We start from the raw sequence: 18,282 nt of genomic DNA, 5'->3' as shown, positions 1-18,282 counted from the left end.
CACCGTTATGTGGCTGCCTCACCAATAGTTGGCTTGCCGAAATCACGGACTGCCCATGACGGGGCGGGCCGCGAAGTGGCAAAGCACAAGATGTAGCGTGAACCAATCAGGAACAGGCACTATTGACAGTAGTTCAATCCTGAGTCCCTACTGAGCATGTGCGCGAATTGCGAAGCCGCCGGTGCGCCAACACCGGCGGTCGCTTGCTTTCGCGTCTCCGCGCTTCCTTGGATCGGGTGCGGAGCGCTCGGCGGTGGGAAGCCTGACCTTATGAACGGGGCGTCCGGTGTCAAGCTCGATCCAGATCATAGATCGGGCTAGGAGGCCCTTTCATTGTGACGACCGAAAACGTATACGGTGAGTTCTTCATCGACCCGACGGTAACGATCCCTACAGAGCACGCGAGTCATATACGCGGATGCCGCGTTGGACGCGTGAAAGGGGAGTTCGCTGGAATTGACCTTCACTACGAGGTCGATGGCAAACCGCGCTCGATGACGATCGATCGTGGGAACGCGATGTATCTTCTTTCATTGCTCAAGTGCCTTCAGTTGAACGAGGGGCTTCCGTTCCCGGACGATCCACGCGACCCAAATTGGCGCGCGGCATAGCACGCCCAAATGGGGAGGCCCGGCGCTAGTCGCCGGGCGCCTCTTTTTTTTGACTCGCCCTAATCCTCGCGTCTGGGCTTGTGTGACTTCGGCGGCGTGTTCAGCATCCGCTATAGTGCCCGATTGTAGCGCTCTTCGTCAGTTTCTTCACGGTTGTCCGACATGTCTGACTATCCTGAACTTAGCGAACATGATCGCCTATATCTTGCGGTCGGACGTGCACTGACGCAATTCGCTCGTATCGAGCACAACCTCTGCCTCTTGTTTTGCCTTGGATCGCTATCACGCAACGGCTTCATGCAAGACGCCTATTGGGCAGTTGTAAGTTTCGAGGCGCGCGTTGCGATGACCGGTGCCATACTCAAACCGTTGCAAGAGCGCGCGCCTGAATCGATTGCCAAATGGGACAACGCATCAGGCGATGCGCTTCGCCTCCTAAAGAGCAGAAACAAGCTTGCCCACGGCTCCGTCACTGACGTTGGAAAAATCACGGCAGCTGGAATCGACAAACATAAAACCATCTTCGCGCCATATTGGGGAAAGAGCTTCTTTGAGCTACTCAAGAACAATGAATGGCGCGAGAAACATGGCATGCTTCCACGCGACTGGATGTCCGAAAAAAACATTCAAACTTTTTCACAAGAGTGCATGACACTCTCGCAAACTCTACTAGAGATTTACAGCGGCTTGCAGCCAGTGCTGCTTGAAGCACTGGCTGCAGAGCATAGCTCAAAAACGGATTAATCGGACGTTGACATCTCAGGCGTGACCTAAATCTCCGCTAGCTCTTTGTCCTCGATCATGTGTCTGTTTAGTTATCTATATAATTAGGATGTAATTCTTTTAGCAAGTTGAGGGGCCGAGCGATAAATGAACTTGGAGCTCAAACCAATTAGCTCAGAGAAACCGTGCCACCCCTACTCCAGCGCCGCCAGCGCGTCCTCTTCCGGCAGAGCGGGATAGATCCCGTTCAGCGCGGCAATTACCGCGTCGTCGCGGCCATAGACGTCGTGAATGAAGCGGACCTCGCCGAAGCGGTCCGCCACCGCCGTGAAGTAGAGGATGTGAACCTCGATCGGCTCATCGAGATAGACCCGGCGCGTATCGTCGGTCGCCAGCACCTCATCGAGCTGGAGGCGCGACCAGCCCGGCTCGTCATCGAGCACCCACCAGGCCAGGTCGACCGGGTGCTGCACGCGCATGCAACCCGAGGAATCGTCGCGCTGGCTGTTGGCGAACAGGGCGCGGTGCGGCGTATCGTGAATGTAGACATTGTGCCGGTTGGGGAACATGAACTTCACCTCCCCCATCGCGTTGTTCGGCCCCGGCCTCTGGATCACGCGATAGCGGCCATGGCTCCAGTCGGCCGAGTACGGATCGACGACGCGCCCGGTATCCAGGCTGACAAGGCGGTAGCCCTGCGACAGGGCATAGGCCGGGTTGGTGCGAAAGGTCCTGACCCAGCGCGCGCCGAGCCCGCCGGGCGTGTACCAGACCGGGTTGAGCTCGATATAGCTCATCGTCTCTGAAAAGATCGGCGTGCGCGAATAAAGCTGGCCGATCATGATGTTGTGGACACGCTCCATCTCGCCGTCCTGCCAGGCCTCCAGCCGGTAGTCGGCGATATTGACCCGGATATGGCGCGCGCCGAGATCGGCGGTCAGCCAGCGCCAGCGTTCCAGGTTGGCCCGCAACTGGTCGATGCGGCGGTCGCGCCCGGCATTGAGCTCGCGCCGCGTCGTCTCGCCCATCCGCCCGTCACCGGCCAGATTGTGACGGGCCTGGAAGCGCATCAGCGCGGTCTGAAGACGCTGGTCGAACGGCGTGCCGTCCGGGGCCGGCGCATCCAGCATGGAAAGCTGGGCCAGGCGCGTGCGCAGCGCATCCACGCGCGGCCCGTAATCGCCGAGCCCCAGTGTCGGGCCGCGGGCGATAAGGGTTTCCGGCTCGGTGACCGCCATGCGGTAGACGAGCTCGCTTCGAAGCGCGGCATAGTCTGGATGTTGGGGCGCCAGCGCCTCCAGCGCGCCATAGACGTCGCCGGTCGACAGGGCGCGCGCCATCCAGGCGTCGATATCCTGGTCGCGCACCGGCGCGGTCCAGTCGCCGTCGAGACGGCGCGGGTCCACCCGGCCAAAGGCGAGGTGGCTGGCATAGGTCTGGAAGACACCGGAGGCCAGGGCGTCGCGGCGCGGACCGGGCGGCTCTTCCAGCAACCGGTTCGCATCGCCATAGTCGCGCGGGTCCAGGCCATGGGTCCACGCTTCAGACAGGGCAAAGGACAGACTCTCGACCGCCGCGTCGTCCCACGCCGGCGCCTGCGCGAACGCCGCCGCCTGACTGGCCAGCACAGCCATGAGAAAGCCCAGCGCCCTCGCCCGCAATTTATCGAAGATGCGATGCATCGGCCCGCCCCGCCCGGCCGCTATTAACGTTCGGGAAACTATAGCGGCCGGGGCGGCGCGGCAATCTCTGGTGGGCCGGCCGTGCGGTTTTATTCGGCGTGCGCGGCGACCGCGGAGATATAGTCGGCGCGCGCCTTGTTGGCGTCGATGCCGCGCGCGACCTCCTCGTCCTGCTGTTGCAGGAGGTCGGGGTCCAGCTCGGCAAAGTGCAGCACGCCCATATCCTCGTAGGCCTTGCGGATTTTCGGGCCCCACAGGCCGATATCCTTCACGATCGGCACGATGCGCTGGAAAAGCAGCGTGCGGTAGAGCTTCACGATTTCAGACTGCTGGGTGAAGGCCTCGCACTCGGCCACGGGCAGGCCCAGCGTTTCGTAGACCACCCCGCTCTGGGTCATGCGGTCGCGCATGAGGTAGCAGGCCTCGACCAGGAATTCCTCGCGCTCGTCGCGCTCGGCCTGGGTCAGCTGCGGGTAGTAGTCGCGCAGGGAGAGCCGGCCGAACGCCACATGGCGCGCCTCGTCCTCCATGACATAGGCGTTGACCATCCGGGCCAGCGGGTTCTGCGCGATGTCGCGGATCGTCCCGAAGGCGGCCAGCGCCAGCCCCTCGATCACGACCTGCATGGCCAGATAGGTCATATCCCAGCGACTGTCGCGCAGGGCGTCGTTGATCAGGTCCTGCAAGGGATCGGTCATCGGATAGGCGACGCCGAACTTCTTCATCAGGTTACGGTAGACCTCGACATGGCGGGCCTCGTCCATGACCTGGGTCGCGGCGTAGAATTTGGAATCGAGATCGGGGACCGATTGCACGATCTTGGAGGCGGCCAGCAGCGCGGCCTGCTCGCCTTGCAGGAATTGCGAGATATTCCAGGCCTGCCCGTGCCGGCGCAGCTCGGCCTTCTCCTTGTTGTTCAGCTTGTTCCAGATGTCCGAGCCATAGATGGGGACCGCCTCGTCGGGCATCTCCATCGGGTTCTCCGGATCGAGTTCCTGGTCCCAGTCGATGCGCGCCATGGCGTCCCACTGCATGTCCTTGCCCTTCTGGTACAAGTGCATCAGCGTCGTGCGCCCTTCGTCGAACCGCCAGTCGAAGACCGCGTCGAATTCCTGGGGCACGTGCCAGTGGTCGTCGATGCCGGGCATCGGGTACAGGTCGCGCAGGGCCGTCATGGGTCAAACTCCTCCAGATCACGCCGCCGTTTCCGGTCCGCGCGTCTGGAGCCCTGGAGCACCAGGCGCGGACTCATGAACGACGTTCGAGAAATGATAATGAGGCCCGGACCGCGTCCTGTCCAGAGAGGCCTTATTCCGCCGGGGCGGCCTGTTCCGGTCCCGTTTCAGATTGCTCATCCACATCAACAGGTTGAGCGCTTTGCAGGGCGTGCCATTTTTTCTTGATCGTTTTCGAGCAGTCCCGGCTTCCGTCCGGCGACCAGCCCGGCGGGCCGAGCCAGTAACCGATCACTTCGCGCGGCGATCTGGCCGAGCGGACATCCTTCACAATCCCCCACCACTCGTGCAGGCAGATCACCATCGGATTGTGAGTGCCGAGATTTTTCACGATACCGTACCGGCATGGTTCAGTAGCGGATTCCGGCACGAAGGTACCGAACAACCTGTCCCATATAATGAAAACGCCCGCGAAGTTACTGTCGAGATAGCACGGGTTAGTGGCGTGGTGCACGCGGTGATGTGAGGGAGTATTCATCACCATTTCCACGGGATAAGGCAGGCGTTTGACCACCTCGGTATGGATCCAGAACTGGTAGACCAGGTTCAGCGCGCCGACGAAGGCGACCATGGCCGGCGGGAAGCCGATCAGCACTAACCAGCTGCCGAAAAAGATGAATTTCAGCGTCAGCGGGCTCAGCCAGGGCTGGCGAAGCGCGGTGCTCAGATTGTAGTGCTGGGAGGAATGGTGAACGACATGGTCGGCCCACCACCAGCGCACCGTATGGGCCATGCGATGGGCCCAGTAATACACGAAATCGTCCAGCACGAAGGCCAGCGCAAACGCCCACCAGACATAGCCGATTTCCAGCAGGGCAAAGCGTTCCAGATAGGTGAACCAGGCCACGGCCACGAAACCGAGCGCGAGTCCCGACACGGTATTCCCCAGCCCCATCGTCAGGCTGGCAGCCGTATCGCCGGGCTCGAACTGGGCCTTCCCGGTCACCCGGGCGTAGATCATTTCGGCGACGATCAGCGCGATGAAGGCCGGAATCGCCAGCAGGATCGGATCAGGCAGGTTGGGCATCGCGGCCTCCTTCGGCGCGCAGGAATCCATTCAGGCGCTCGGCCCAGAGTTCGGCTTCAGCCTCATCGGCCATCACCGCTTCCATTCGAGAAAACGTGTAATCACAAAGCTTTAGCGTCAAGGTTCGACCCTCGCGATCCACGCTGGCGACATCTCCATCGGACAGGACACGCGTCACGAAACGAGCTCCCCGCGTCCAGACCAGCCCCAGGCGATCGCCGCCCTGCTCCATCACGAATGCGCCGGTGCCCTGGTCGAACAGCGCGGTCTCGCCGGCACGAAATCCGACGATGTCATTGGAAAGACAGGTCGCAGCCCCGGCCGGGCTCTCCAGGCGCGCCGGCTGCCATCCGCCGAGCCAGCGGTTCAGCAGCACAAGACCGGTGATCGAGACCGCCGAGGCGATCAGCACCAGGATGAGGATGAGAGGGTCGTTCATGGCTCGTCTTCACAGGTCTGCGGCATGCAGGGCCGACAATCACGAACAGTGTTCACCATTCCGCGCCATCGCGCAAATGCCCGCTGCAAACAAGAAAGGCGCCGGGAAAACCCGACGCCTTTCCAGTCGTTTGCGAGGGCGCTGTCGCCGCCCTAGAAGGACGCCCGAAGCGTCACGCCATAGGTGCGCGGATCGCCCGGATAGATGTTGAACGAGGAGCCGAGATAGCCGACGGACGGGAAGCCGCCCTTCTTGTATTCTTCCTCGCCCAGATTGCGGCCCCAGACCTGCACCTGCCAGGCCCCGTCCGCGGCACCCAGGCCGACGGAGGCGTTAAACAGGGTGTAGGCGTCCTGATTGGCCACCGGCCGCGGATCCAGCCCGGTCACAAGCGAATACTCGGAACGGTGGTAGGCCTCACCGCGCAGGAACATCTCGAGATTGTTGCCGATGGGCTGCGTGTAAGTACCTGTCAGCGTTGAGACAAGCTCAGAATTTCCGCGATCGCGGCCCGACAGATCGTTGAACCGTGCCGTGACGCCGGCATCGTTGGTGCGCGGTGTGGCGCAGGCGGCGAACAACGGATCGGTGGGATCGTAGACCGGGCCGAAGAGCGGCGAGCTGTCCGGGCAAGGGGCGAATTCGTACTCGCCATAAATGCTTTCGAACAGATACGTACCGCCGAACGTGAAGAAGAGCCGGTCGGTCGCCGCCCACTGAATATCGTACTCGATTCCGCTCACCTCGATGGAGCCGGCATTGTCCAGCGCAAAGCCCTGACCGACGAAGTTCTCGGACTGGAAGTCCTCGATTTCCTGGTTGAAATAGGTGAGCGCGTAGACCATCGCGCCGTCGAGCAGGCTGCCCTTGGCACCGATCTCCCAGGATGACGCATTCTCTTCCTGGAACTCGAAGATTCCGGTCTCCACCGCTTCGTAGGACAGGTTGAACCCGCCTGGTTTGAAGCCGGTGGAATAGCTCGCGTAGACGTTCAGCGTGTCGGAGACGTCATAGCTGGCGATCAGCGAGTAGGACAGATTGTCATCGGTCCGGTTGGTCGGATATTGCGACGGGTTCGCCGGAGAGAAGTTCTGGAAGGCGGTGAAGCCGTTCAGGAAGTTCGCCTCGGAGTTAGCGATCAGCGAGGCTGCGGTCGGATTGACCAGCAGAAGCGGGTTGTTGGGCGCAATGCCCACTGCGTTGGCAATCTGGGCAAGCGCAGCCTGGGCTGCCGGATCGCCGCCGGCGGCCTGACCGGCGAGGATGGCAGTCACTGCGTACGGGCAGCTGGCGACATTACCGGGCACGCTGCACGCCGGGAAACGCAGGTTCGACCCGAGTTCGGCGAAGCTGATCGCGGACAGTGGATCGTCGATATTGATCGACGTCGTCATGTCCTTTTCTTCTTCGGTATAGCGCGCGCCGACCGTGAAGGTGAACCGGTCGGTCAGATTGAAATCGACCTGACCGAAGGCCGACCAGGACAGGGTGTTGTACTCGTAGTCCTCAAGCACGACGCCATGGTTCTCGGCGATATAGCCTTCAGCCGGCAGGGCCGGTACCCCCGGAACGCCGAGCATGTTGTTGGCGCCGACGAGGAATTCGAGAAGCGAGACGCCACCGGTGCCCGGCGGGAGCGTGCCCGGCGCGGCGCCGTTGATCGCTGCCACGATCGGGGCAACCTGGCCCGCGGAGGCAATATCGAAGAACGCTTTGGAATCCGAACCCAGATCCACATTCTGCTGGAAGTTCAGATCGTTGTCGTAGAAGAACGCGCCAGTCATCCAGTCGACGAAGTTGTCGCCGGTCGAGGTGAGGCGGAATTCCTGGGTGAAGCTGGTGTAATCGGTATCGATGTCGCGGTTGCCGATCAGGTCGATGTCGGAGAAGTCCGCGTCGATGCGCTGAGCCTCGTCATACGTCCGGTAGGCGGTGATCGAGGTGAACGTGAAATTGTCGAACTCGTGATCGACCTGCAGCGACACGCCCGACGTGTCGAGCTGGGTGTTCACCAACCCGTTCACGGCAATGCGTTCGTCGAAAGGATCGGCCGGCAGGGCCGTTCCGCCCAACGCCAGAATCGCACCCTGGTCGATCGGGTCGTAGTAGCCGAACGGCGCGGCGCAGCAATTCTCGTCGATGGTGCCGTAATCGCCGATGAGGCGCACCTCGGTGCGGTCGGTCGGCAACCACATCAGCTGGGCGCGGAAATTCTGGCGGTCGCGATTGTTGACCTGGTCGATCTGGCCGACCGGCGAGACGTTTTCCAGATAGCCGTCATTGGTGTGGGTCGTCGCATCGAGGCGGAACGCCAAGGTCTCGGTATCGGTGAGCGGGCCGGTAATCGTGCCCTTGGCGACAAACTGCCCGTAATTGCCGACCGTCAGTTCGGCATCGCCGCCAAACTCGAATTCCGGCTCCTTGGTGATGAAGCTGACCACACCGGCCGGCGTATTGCGGCCGAACAGGGTCGATTGCGGACCTCGAATCACCTCAACGCGCTCAATCGAAAGAAGATCGTTGATCGCGGCACCCACACGCGGGCGGTAGACGCCGTCGATGAAGACTCCGACGGAAGGCTCGAGGCCCGGGTTGAACGAGCTGGTGCCCACCCCGCGCAGGGTGAACTGGGTGTTCGTCGAGGCGGCGAACTCCGAGACCGTCAGCGTGGGTGCCAGAATCTGCAAATCCGCCGCGTCGCGGACCTGCGATTGCTGGATCGCGATGTCGCTGACCACCGAGACGGAGACCGGGGTCTCCTGCAGGGTTTGTTCGCGTTTCTGGGCAGTAACGGTAATGACGTCGACCTGAGCGACGGCGGTCGCCGAAGTCAGACTCACGGCAAGCGCGCTCGCACCAAGCAGAGCGGCCTTTGAAAAACGGGTCATCGGGTCTCCTCCCCCTATGTATTGAGGATGGCTCTTATGGTCCGGCCATCTCTTCAAAGCCGACTGTAGGCAGCATTCTGCAGGTTTGTCATCTCAGCTTCGCAATCGGCCCCGGGCTAAGTGACAAAGAAGCAACACCGCCCGATTGGCGCAAAAACCCTCAATGGACACTATTGGATGCCGGCCGCAAGAACCGGCTGGTCATTCATTTAAGAACGGTGTTCACTAAACGGCAGGCTAGGCGAGTCCGTCCCAGTGCCCCCGGGCCAGAGAGACGGTACCGACTTTTACAGGGGAGGACGTCCATGGGACGTATCATAGGGGCCTTGGCGGCTCTCGTTCTGATCATCGCCCTTATTGCGGCCGGTTGGTATTATCGCCCCTGGTCGCCCTACTCGCCGGCGCGAATCACCGCGCTGGATGATCCCGAAGAGTTCGCGCAGACCTTTCAGCGCATGGATGAAATTCTTCCATCGCGCCGGATCGAAGCGGTCGATCCTCAACCGCTTCCCGAAGAGCTCGCGCCTTTGGACGCCACCTATTCCTTCAACGGCGAAACACGCACGATCGACGACTTCATGAGCTCGGCGCGAACGCTCGGCATTGTCGCTCTTCGCGACGGCGTCGTCGTCGGCGAACGCTATGGCCAGGGCGCCGATGCCCAAACCCGCTTCACCTCATGGTCGGTGGCCAAGAGCTTCGTCGCCACCTTGATCGCAATGGCGATGGAAGAGGGATTGATCGACAGCCTTGACGACAACGCGGCGAAATATGCGCCTGTCTTTGAAGGCACCGCCTATGGCGAGACCAGCCTGCGCCATTTGCTGATGATGTCGGGAGGTGTCGAATTCGTCGAAGAATATTCGGAGGATAGCGAGAGCGATATTCGACCCTTCTTTTTCAACGCGTTCATTCTAGGCCGCGATGTCGACGTCATGGCAGGAGAAATCGTACGCGACCGCCCGGCGGGTCGAGATTTGCACTATGTCAGCCCGAATACGCACGTTCTCTCTGCCGTCGTGCGCAACGTGTTCGACGATACGCTCGCCGGCATCGTCGAGGACAGAGTCTGGACGCCGCTCGGTATGACGTCTGATGCGACGTGGCTCACCAATGTTGACAATGAGCGGGCCATCGAAGTCGGCTATTGCTGCCTGCAAGCGACGACACGCGACTTTGCCCGCTTCGGACAATTCTATCTTCAGGACGGGGTTTGGAATAATGAGCGTCTGGTCCCAGAAGGCTGGGTCGAGCGCGCGACGCGGCCCAACGCTCCGTTCCAGGAGCCGGGTCCGGAAGCGCGATATGCGCCGCGAGGCTATGGCCTTCATTTCTGGATCCCGCCCGATGCAGAGCGCGAATTCTTCATGGCCGGCGTCTATGGCCAGTACGTCTGGGTTGATCGCGACCGCGGGGTCGTGGTCGCGATGAATGCTGGCGATCCCGATTGGGGCGAACGCGAAGAAGAGGCGTTCGCACTGATGAGGGCGATTGTTCAGTCAGTCGCTCCGCCGGACGAGTCAGAGGGCGAGCCGGACGCAGAGCCCATCGGGGCAGCCGACGGCGATCAGGCCGGGCCGGAGCCAGAGTCCTCGATCGATTCGAACCCGGCAGCCTCCGAGCCTAGAGAGCCGCCGCAATGAGCGAAGCGTTCGACTACGTTATCGTAGGAGCGGGCTCCGCAGGATCGGTTCTGGCGGGGCGGTTGAGCGAGAGGCCGGATATCAAGGTCTGCGTCCTGGAAGCCGGCGGAAAGGACAACAAGGCGGCAATCCGTACGCCGATGTTGCTCCAGTTCGCATTGAGCAACCCCTCAATCAACTGGGACTACTGGACCGAGCCCCAGCGTGGATTGCGAGATCGGAAACTCTACTGGCCACGAGGCAAGACGCTGGGCGGCTCGTCCTCAATCAACGCCATGCACTACATGCGCGGTGCCTGGGAGAATTACGACGAGTGGGAAAGCGTCTATGGAGCAGCCGGATGGAACCGGGATAGCGCGCTTGAAGCCTTCACACGCGTGGAGCACAACGAAAACCACGGACAGCCCTGGCACGGCAAGGCAGGCCCTTTGAACGTCAAGACCATCGCCCCGGTCAATCCGCTGACCGAACGATATTTCGACGCCTGCCGACAGCGCCAGATCCCCTCCAATGAAGATCATAACGGGACTCGCCAAGAGGGCTTCGGCACCTACCAGGTGACACAGAAGGACGGCAAACGCTGCTCGGCAGCCGACGCATTCCTCCGGCCAGCACTTGGCCGCGAGAATCTGACAGTCCTGACTGAGGTGATGGCCCGCCGGATCGTGCTGGAAGGTGGCCGAGCAACCGGGGTCGAGATCGACCACAAGGGGGAGCGGAAGCAGATCACCGCCCGCCGCGAGGTCATCGTCTGTGGAGGGGCGGTCAACTCACCTCACCTGCTCATGCTGTCCGGCATCGGACCGGCCGATCATCTGCGCGAACATGGCATCTCCATCGAACACGACCTGCCTGGCGTCGGTGCCAACCTGCAAGACCATCTCGACGTGATGGCGCGAGCGCGCACCCGTTCGACAACCTCCATGGGCTATTCCTGGAAGAAGCTGCCGGAGAATGCGTTCGACATCGCGCAGTGGGCTCTGACCGGAAAGGGCCGCTTCACCGTCAATCCGGTCCAGGGATCGGGCTTCATCCGATCCAGCCAGGCCGGGGATTTGCCAGACATCCAACTGGTCTTCATTCCTGCGCTGACGAGCCCGCACGGGCGCGAGGGCACAATGGGAGGTCATGGCATGAGCGTTCATGCCTGCAATCTTTATCCTGAAAGCCGGGGCCGGTTGCGCTTGGCGAGCGCCGACCCCTCCGATCATATCCTTATCGATCCCTGTTATCTGGAAGATGGCGGTCGTGACATGGAAGTGATGATCGACTGCCTGAAGATTGCGCGCGACCTCCTGATGAGCGACGTTTTTAACGATGAGCGGCTTGAGCTTGAGCTACCGAGTTCCGCGACAGGCAGCCGCAGTCAGCTCGCTGACGAGGTGCCTGACCTGGCCGAAACGCTCTACCATCCAACCTCTACCTGCGCGATGGGAACTGGCGAGCTTGCAGTCACCGATCCGCAGTGCCGCGTACACGGCGTCCCGGGGCTCCGAGTGGTTGATGCATCCGTCATGCCCCGCCTGGTTGGCGGCAACACCAACGCCCCCACGATCATGATCGCGACACGGGCCGCCGACATGATCCAGTCTGTGACCTCCTGAAAGGAGACCTGCCATGAGTGAGATCGAGACCCGCCAGATCGAACGCATGAAGTCTGTCCTGAAAGAGCAGCGTGCCGCCTTCGATGCCGAGCGCCATCGCACCCTCGAAGAACGCCGGGTCGATCTGAAAAAGCTCGAAGAGATGGTGAAACGTCGTGAACGCGATTTCATCGAGGCGATCAGCGCCGACTATGGCCGGCGCTCAGCGGCTGAAACGGCAATCGCTGAAGTCGGCTTCATGATTGCCGATGCCAAGCATGCGCGAAAGAATCTGCCTCGCTGGATGAGCGTCCGCAAGAAGGCGGTACCGATGACGTTGCAACCGGGAAATGCCTATGTCCGGCGTGAACCCAAGGGCGTGGTGGGCATCGTCTCACCCTGGAATTACCCGATGCAGCTGGCGCTCGCGCCCCTCACCGCAGCGCTCGCTGCCGGGTGCCGGGCGATGATCAAGCCCAGCGAATACACCCCGCGCACGGCCGAGCTGATCAGGCAGGTTCTTGGCGAACTGTTCAGCGAAAGTCATGTCGCCGTGATTACCGGGGGGCCGGTCGTGAGCGAGGCTTTCTGCTCCCTGCCCTTTGATCATCTTTTCTACACGGGATCGACGTCGGTCGGCCGCCTCGTCGCCAAAGCGGCGGCGGAAAACCTGACGCCGGTCACCCTTGAGCTCGGTGGCAAATCGCCTGCGGTCATTGCCCCGGACTTCGATGTAAACGAAGCAGCCAAGACAATTGCCTGGGGCAAGTTCTTCAATGCAGGCCAGACCTGTGTGGCTCCCGACTATGTGATGCTCCCCAAGGGACGCGAAGAGGCGTTTGCCCACGCCGTGCTGTCTGAAGTTCGCGAACGCTGGCCCGACGCCGGCGATAACGCCGACTACACGTCCATTATCTCCGAACGCCACCATCAACGTCTCGGCAGTCTGGTCGAAGAGGCCCGCGAAGCGGGTGCGACCGTACTTCAGGCGGAGTTCGATACGGCTCCGCCTCAGGGTTTGCATGTTTTTCCGCCAACGCTGGTGCTCAATCCACCTGAACATATCCGTCTTATGCAGGAAGAGATTTTCGGCCCTGTCTTGCCCATTCTGGGTCATGACGGCATGTCAGATGCAGCGAGATTCATCAATTCCGGTGACCGGCCTCTGGCACTTTACGTCTATGCAAAGGCTAAGGATACGGCCCGGCGTTTCCTTTCGAGAACTCTGTCCGGAGGCGCTTCGGTCAATATTCCGATGCTTCATCTTTCCGTACCCGACCTGCCCTTCGGCGGGGTGGGCGCTTCAGGCCAGGGCGCTTACCACGGAGAGGAAGGCTTTCTGACGTTCACGCACCAGCGCGCCGTGTTCGAGGCACCAGTCTGGCATCCCAGCCGTCTCATCCGGCCGCCCTACGGCAAGATGTTTGAATTCTTCAAGAAACTGCAGTCAGGCTAGGCCACATCGAGAAAGTCCTGCCCGGCAAGGGCGCCAAGGACCGGCCGAGAAAAATAATAACCCTGAAACAGGGTGACTCCGAGCGCCGCCAGCGCTCGGTAGTCTGTTTCTGTCTCAACCCCTTCGGCGATGACCTTGATGTCAAACTTGCTGCAGAGGTCAAACAGATTTCCGACGATGGCTTTTTGAATCGCACTGCCGCCGACACCATCAATCAAGGCGCGGTCCAGCTTGATGACATCCGGCATCACGCGCGCAAACAGGCTTAGCCCGGAATAGCCCGCGCCAAAATCGTCGATTGCGGTGACGAAACCCATCGATTTGTAGGTTTTGACGATCGAGACGAAATGATCGAGATTGTTGATCGCTTCATGCTCGGTCATCTCGAACATGATCCGGTTGACCGGAAAGCTGCATGCCTCAGCGGCAGCGATCGTGGTTCGCAGACACGTGTGCGGGTCGTACACAGAATTCGGCATCGTGTTGATTGAAAGGAGCTCGGTGCCCGCCTGCATCAGCCTCGAAGCCGCTTTCACCGCACCGATCCTGCAGGAACGATCAAAGGCGTACAGATTGTTCTGGTCGACCTGCGCAAGAATGCTCCCGGCGCTCTCGCCGTTTTCTCCACGCACCAGGGCTTCCTGCGCGAAGACGCTGCGGGTGCTGATATCCACGATTGGCTGAAATGCGAATTTCAACTTAACGGGAAAAGGCTGCGCACACGCACATTTCTTGAGTTCGGGAGTTTGCATCGTCAAATCTCGCAGTTTCGAAATTCCTATATAGTTTTAATAAGTAAACCTCCGTTGAACGGACTTCACCCAACACGACGCCGTCCCCGGTCCAGCGGCAGGGGCGGGTAGCGTCCTTTCACCGACTGCTGATACCCTGCCTATGGTCTTAGCTCGGGGGAGGCTGCATCGTGATCAAATGGATCTTTCGTGTCGTTCTTGGCGCGCTCGTTCTGGTGCTTCTGGCGGCTGCAGCAGGAACAGGCTGGGTAGCGTGGCGCTTCCAGTCCAGCCGGCCCCAGCAGACCGGAGAGGTACAGCTGGAGGCTTTCAACGGCCGGGCCTGGGTTGTCCGCGACGAGAACGCGACCGCACACATCTTCGGGGACAGCGACGAGGATGTGTACTTCGCGCTCGGATATACCCATGCCAGCGAACGTTTCTTCCAGATGGATCTGGCCCGCAGATTTGTGCAAGGCAGATTGTCCGAATTGTTCGGTGAACGCGCCCTGCGCGCCGACGCGCAGGCGCGCATCAAGGGCTTTCCGCAGGCCAGCCAAGCAATCCTTGCCAATCTGTCGAACGAGTCCCGTAGCGCGGTGGATGCGTATGTTGCCGGCGTGAATGCGCGGCTCGAATCCGGCACGCCTGCGCCCGAGTACACGATCCTTCGCGCGGCGCCCCAGCCCTGGCAGGCGGCAGACACGGCGGCGCTGACGCTGTATCTGGCAGATTCGTTGGCAGCAGGAACGACCGAAGATGTCGAGCGCGCCTCGCTTCGCGAGCTTCTTACGCCAGAGCAATTCGACCAGTTTCGCAGCCAGTATCCAGCCTGGGGGCCTACGACGCTCAAGGACGAGGACGTAAACGCAGCTTTCGGCGACATCCAGCAAGTGCCGCTTCCAGCGATCATCCACGAGACACCTTTCGAAGATGCGTTAAGCCAACCCGACAACCTTCCCGGCTCCAATGCCTGGGTGGTCGATGGCTCGCGCACTGTCTCCGGCTCGCCCCTCCTGGCCAATGACCCGCATCTTTCCCTGGGTGCACCGTCAATCTGGTACATGGTCAGGCTTGAGTTGGAAGACACGCCGGTCGTGGGGGCTTCCACACCGGGGACACCCTTCGTCATTCTCGGCCGTAACGCCTATGGGGCCTGGGGCTTCACCAATACCGGCTTTGACGTGATCGACTATGTCGAGCGCGACTCGGCCAGTGTGACCCTCACCGAGCGGACCGAAACGATCCGGGTGAAAGGCGGCGACGACGTCGAGCTGGTCGTGCGCGAGAGCGATCTCGGCCCGGTGCTGGATCCGGCCTATTTCAGTCTGGACGGTTTCGATACCGCGAACCGCGTCGTGATCCTGCGCTCCACAGTTACCGACCCGGGTAATGATGTCGCCGACGCGACGCATCGCATCATGCACTCGACCGGCTGGGACAGCTTCGTGGAAGCCACACGCGGATGGACCGCGCCGATGCAGAACATGCACTATGCCGGGGTTGACGGAACGATCGGATATTCGACCGCAGGCCTGCTGCCGATCCGCAACGAGACCGGCGACTGGACCGGGTTTGTGCCCTTCGACGAACTGCCCCGGATCGCGAACCCGCAGGGCGGCTCGATCGCCTCGGGCAACAATCTCGTCGCCGGCGATGCCTACCCTTATCCGCTACCGGGCAGTTACGGTGTCTATCGCGCGCCGCGCATCGAAGCGCTGCTCGATGAAACACCGTCCCATAGCCTTGCCAGTTTCAACGCCATGCAGATGGATGTGACCTCCGAGTTCGCGCGGCGCATTCATGCAGATCTGATTTCGGCCACTCCCGAGACCGATCTGGGGCTCGAAGCGCTGTCCATCATGGAAAGATGGACGGGCGACCTGTCGGTGGACGGACCCGAGGGGCTTATCTTTTCGGCCTGGGTCAAGGCGCTCAGCCACGCAATCTACGCGGACGAGCTGGGCGGAGAGTTCGAGCGTTTCTTCTTCCCGCGGCGCCTCTTCCTGGAAAACGTCCTGACCGGCGACGCCTCAAGCTGGTGCGACAACGTCGAGACCGAGAGCCGCGAAAGCTGTGCCGTGACGGCCGGGCTCGCGCTGGACACCGCGATGAACGAACTCGCTGTTCTGTATGGTCCGGACCCGTCGCTCTGGAACTGGGGCGAGCTTCACCAGGCCAGTTTTGATCACCCTCTGACCGGCGTCCCGCTCGTGGGCGACTGGTTCACAGTGCGGACCCCGGTTGGTGGAGACGGATCGACGCTGAACGTCGCGCACTTCAGCTATCGCAGCGACGATTACTCGGTTTATCACGGGCCCTCCCTGCGCGCGGTGTATGACCTTTCCGATCTGGACGCCTCCCGGTTCATCCACGCACCGGGCCAGTCCGGCCATCCGTGGTCGCGTCACTACAGCGATCTGGCCGAGCGCTGGGCGGCCGGCGACAGTTATGAAATCCGTACCGACTGGACGCCGGACACGGCGCCGGACGGAAGCCGCACCCTCATCCTTGAAGGAAGCCGCAACCGATGACAGACCTCGCCAGTGGACTGACCGGCCAGACCATCTTCGTGACCGGCTCCTCGCGCGGGACCGGTGCCGCTATTGCGCGCACGCTCGCCAGCCATGGCGCGCGGGTCGTGCTTCACTTCAGTGCCTCGCCGGACAAGGCCCGGACCCTGGCCTCGGAGCTGGGCGAAGCCTGCGCCGGAATGGTGCAGGCCGATTTCGCCGAGCCGGGGGCGGCCCCGCAGGCCTGGCATGAAGCGACCCGGATCGCGGGCGGGCGCCTGAACGGCCTGGTGGTCAATCACGGCATTTTCGACGCTTCCCCGGCATTGGAGGATTACGACACCTGGCGGACCAGCTGGGCGCGCGTCCTGGAAGTCGATCTGCAAAGCGCCGTCGACCTGATGCGCGAAGCGGCGAACGCGTTTGTCGACACCGGAACGCCCGGTGCACTTGTGGCGGTAGCCAGCCGGGCGGCGCATCGCGGTGACGATGCCGAGCACCCCGCCTACGCGGCCGCCAAGGCCGGCCTGATCGCGACCGTAAAGACGTTTGCGCGCGCCTGGTCGGGCCGGGGGCTGCTGGCCTATGCGATTTCGCCCGGCTGGATCGACACTGAGATGGCCCCTCAGGGCAAGGACGCCAGGGCCAGGGCGCTGGCCGAAGTGCCGCTGGGAGCAATGGCCGCGCCAGAGGAAATCGGGCGCCTGACCGCCTTTCTGCTATCGGGCGCCTGCCCCTCCGCGACGGGCGCGACATTCGACGTGAATGGTGCCAGCTACGTGCGGTGAGACTCGGGTCTGAAATCCGGGCCACCTCCTACTACTACCACGACTATCACGAGCACCCAGGACGCACAGAGCCAGCCTGGCCTCCCTCGACGAGGTGATACGACCTGCGGACTTTAGAACCTGGCCATACGGGCGGGGAAAGCCGAATAAAGAAATTCAGCCTTTGCGGTTGCTTTCGGAGCTGACGTCCACACCTGAGGACTTCGAACTTCCGCTCCCGCAAAGGACCCCACCCATGAAAATCCTCCTCGTTCTCACCTCGCACGACACGTTGGGCGATACTGGAGAGAAGACCGGCTTCTGGCTCGAAGAACTCGCCGCGCCGTATTACCGGCTGAAAGAGGCCGGCGCCGAACTGACCCTGGCGTCGCCGGCAGGCGGACAGCCGCCACTCGATCCCAAGAGCGATGACGAAAGCGCGCAGACCGACGACACGCGCCGCTTCAAGGGCGATGCGGCAGCCCAGGGCGCGCTGGCCAACACGAAGAAGCTGTCCGAGGTTTCGACCGACGATTACGACGCAATCTTCTATCCCGGCGGACACGGTCCGCTCTGGGATCTGGCCGAGGACGACCATTCGGCGAACCTGATCTCGAGCGCGCTCAATGCCGGCAAACCGGTCGCCCTCGTCTGCCACGCACCCGGCGTCCTCAAGAATGTCAAAGGCAAAGACGGCGAACCGCTGGTCAAAGGCCGCACAGTCACCGGCTTTACCAATACCGAAGAGGAAGCGGTCGGCCTCACCGACGTCGTGCCATTCCTTGTCGAGGACATGCTCAAGGACAAGGGCGGAAACTACACGAAGGCCGGCGACTGGGCCTCTCATGTCGTGGCCGACGGCCTTCTGATCACGGGCCAGAACCCCGCCTCGTCCTCCGACGCGGCCCTGACTTTGCTGGGCAAACTGCAGACTGCCTAGCCAGAAGAGGCGCCTGACGCGCTCCGGTCATCCCCCTGACCAGA

The 18,282-nt window shown here is 61.7% G+C and carries 13 protein-coding genes; 7 read left to right on the top strand and 6 right to left on the bottom strand.

All coding sequences use genetic code 11. The features are described 5' to 3' along the window. Positions 1 to 773 precede the first annotated feature (773 nt). Positions 774 to 1,355 (top strand): hypothetical protein, encoded by a 582-nt coding sequence (locus PGP17_RS08990; protein ID WP_270375080.1) that lies wholly within the window; start codon positions 774 to 776, stop codon positions 1,353 to 1,355. A 173-nt stretch (positions 1,356 to 1,528) separates the two neighbouring features. Here the strand turns inward: PGP17_RS08990 and PGP17_RS08985 are convergent, their stop codons facing one another. From PGP17_RS08985 to PGP17_RS08965, 5 genes are all read right to left on the bottom strand, one after another. After that, complete coding sequence (locus PGP17_RS08985; protein WP_270375079.1) at positions 1,529 to 3,016, bottom strand: L,D-transpeptidase family protein; 1,488 nt, start codon at positions 3,014 to 3,016, stop codon at positions 1,529 to 1,531. 89 nt (positions 3,017 to 3,105) lie between these two features. Beyond that, positions 3,106 to 4,191, bottom strand: a complete 1,086-nt coding sequence (locus PGP17_RS08980) for a ferritin-like domain-containing protein (RefSeq protein ID WP_135944481.1) — start codon at positions 4,189 to 4,191, stop codon at positions 3,106 to 3,108. 133 nt (positions 4,192 to 4,324) lie between these two features. Continuing rightward, positions 4,325 to 5,278: a sterol desaturase family protein gene (locus PGP17_RS08975; RefSeq protein WP_270375078.1), complete on the bottom strand. Its 954-nt coding sequence runs from the start codon at positions 5,276 to 5,278 to the stop codon at positions 4,325 to 4,327. Further along, the gene (locus PGP17_RS08970) at positions 5,262 to 5,717 is read right to left on the bottom strand and encodes a hypothetical protein (protein WP_135944485.1); all 456 of its coding nucleotides are present in this window, start codon (positions 5,715 to 5,717) and stop codon (positions 5,262 to 5,264) included. The genes PGP17_RS08975 and PGP17_RS08970 overlap by 17 nt, the downstream gene beginning before the upstream one ends. A 152-nt stretch (positions 5,718 to 5,869) precedes the next feature. Beyond that, positions 5,870 to 8,605, bottom strand: a complete 2,736-nt coding sequence (locus PGP17_RS08965) for a TonB-dependent receptor (RefSeq protein WP_270375077.1) — start codon at positions 8,603 to 8,605, stop codon at positions 5,870 to 5,872. Positions 8,606 to 8,910: 305 nt separating this feature from the next. Here PGP17_RS08965 and PGP17_RS08960 point away from each other — a divergent pair, with 305 nt between their 5' ends. From PGP17_RS08960 to PGP17_RS08950, 3 genes are read left to right on the top strand one after another with little or no spacing between them, the layout of a single operon-like run. Next, positions 8,911 to 10,248, top strand: a complete 1,338-nt coding sequence (locus PGP17_RS08960; protein WP_135944489.1) for a serine hydrolase domain-containing protein — start codon at positions 8,911 to 8,913, stop codon at positions 10,246 to 10,248. Continuing rightward, positions 10,245 to 11,852: a GMC family oxidoreductase gene (locus PGP17_RS08955; RefSeq protein ID WP_270375076.1), complete on the top strand. Its 1,608-nt coding sequence runs from the start codon at positions 10,245 to 10,247 to the stop codon at positions 11,850 to 11,852. The genes PGP17_RS08960 and PGP17_RS08955 overlap by 4 nt, the downstream gene beginning before the upstream one ends. A gap of 13 nt (positions 11,853 to 11,865) precedes the next feature. After that, complete coding sequence (locus tag PGP17_RS08950; RefSeq protein ID WP_270375075.1) at positions 11,866 to 13,287, top strand: coniferyl aldehyde dehydrogenase; 1,422 nt, start codon at positions 11,866 to 11,868, stop codon at positions 13,285 to 13,287. On the opposite strand, the gene PGP17_RS08945 is transcribed toward PGP17_RS08950, so the two are convergent. Beyond that, positions 13,284 to 14,039, bottom strand: coding sequence for an EAL domain-containing protein (locus tag PGP17_RS08945; RefSeq protein WP_270375074.1), 756 nt, complete (start codon positions 14,037 to 14,039; stop codon positions 13,284 to 13,286). The two genes, PGP17_RS08950 and PGP17_RS08945, sit on opposite strands and share 4 nt — an antisense overlap. Positions 14,040 to 14,209: 170 nt before the next feature. On the opposite strand from PGP17_RS08945, the gene PGP17_RS08940 reads away from it, so the two are divergent. The 3 genes from PGP17_RS08940 to PGP17_RS08930 all read left to right on the top strand — a co-directional run bounded on the left by PGP17_RS08940 (position 14,210) and on the right by PGP17_RS08930 (position 18,238). Beyond that, positions 14,210 to 16,552, top strand: a complete 2,343-nt coding sequence (locus PGP17_RS08940; RefSeq protein ID WP_270375073.1) for a penicillin acylase family protein — start codon at positions 14,210 to 14,212, stop codon at positions 16,550 to 16,552. Next, positions 16,549 to 17,319, top strand: coding sequence for an SDR family NAD(P)-dependent oxidoreductase (locus tag PGP17_RS08935; RefSeq protein ID WP_270375072.1), 771 nt, complete (start codon positions 16,549 to 16,551; stop codon positions 17,317 to 17,319). Before PGP17_RS08940 ends, PGP17_RS08935 begins: the two co-directional genes overlap by 4 nt. Before the next feature lie 235 nt (positions 17,320 to 17,554). Continuing rightward, positions 17,555 to 18,238 (top strand): type 1 glutamine amidotransferase domain-containing protein, encoded by a 684-nt coding sequence (locus PGP17_RS08930; protein ID WP_270375071.1) that lies wholly within the window; start codon positions 17,555 to 17,557, stop codon positions 18,236 to 18,238. Positions 18,239 to 18,282 lie beyond the last annotated feature (44 nt).

Origin of the sequence: Marinicauda sp. Alg238-R41, assembly GCF_947331485.1 — a bacterium.
Taxonomy (GTDB): domain Bacteria; phylum Pseudomonadota; class Alphaproteobacteria; order Caulobacterales; family Maricaulaceae; genus Marinicauda; species Marinicauda pacifica.
Note: the sequence above shows the minus strand (reverse complement) of the source record. Positions and strands in the feature narration are given on the sequence as shown.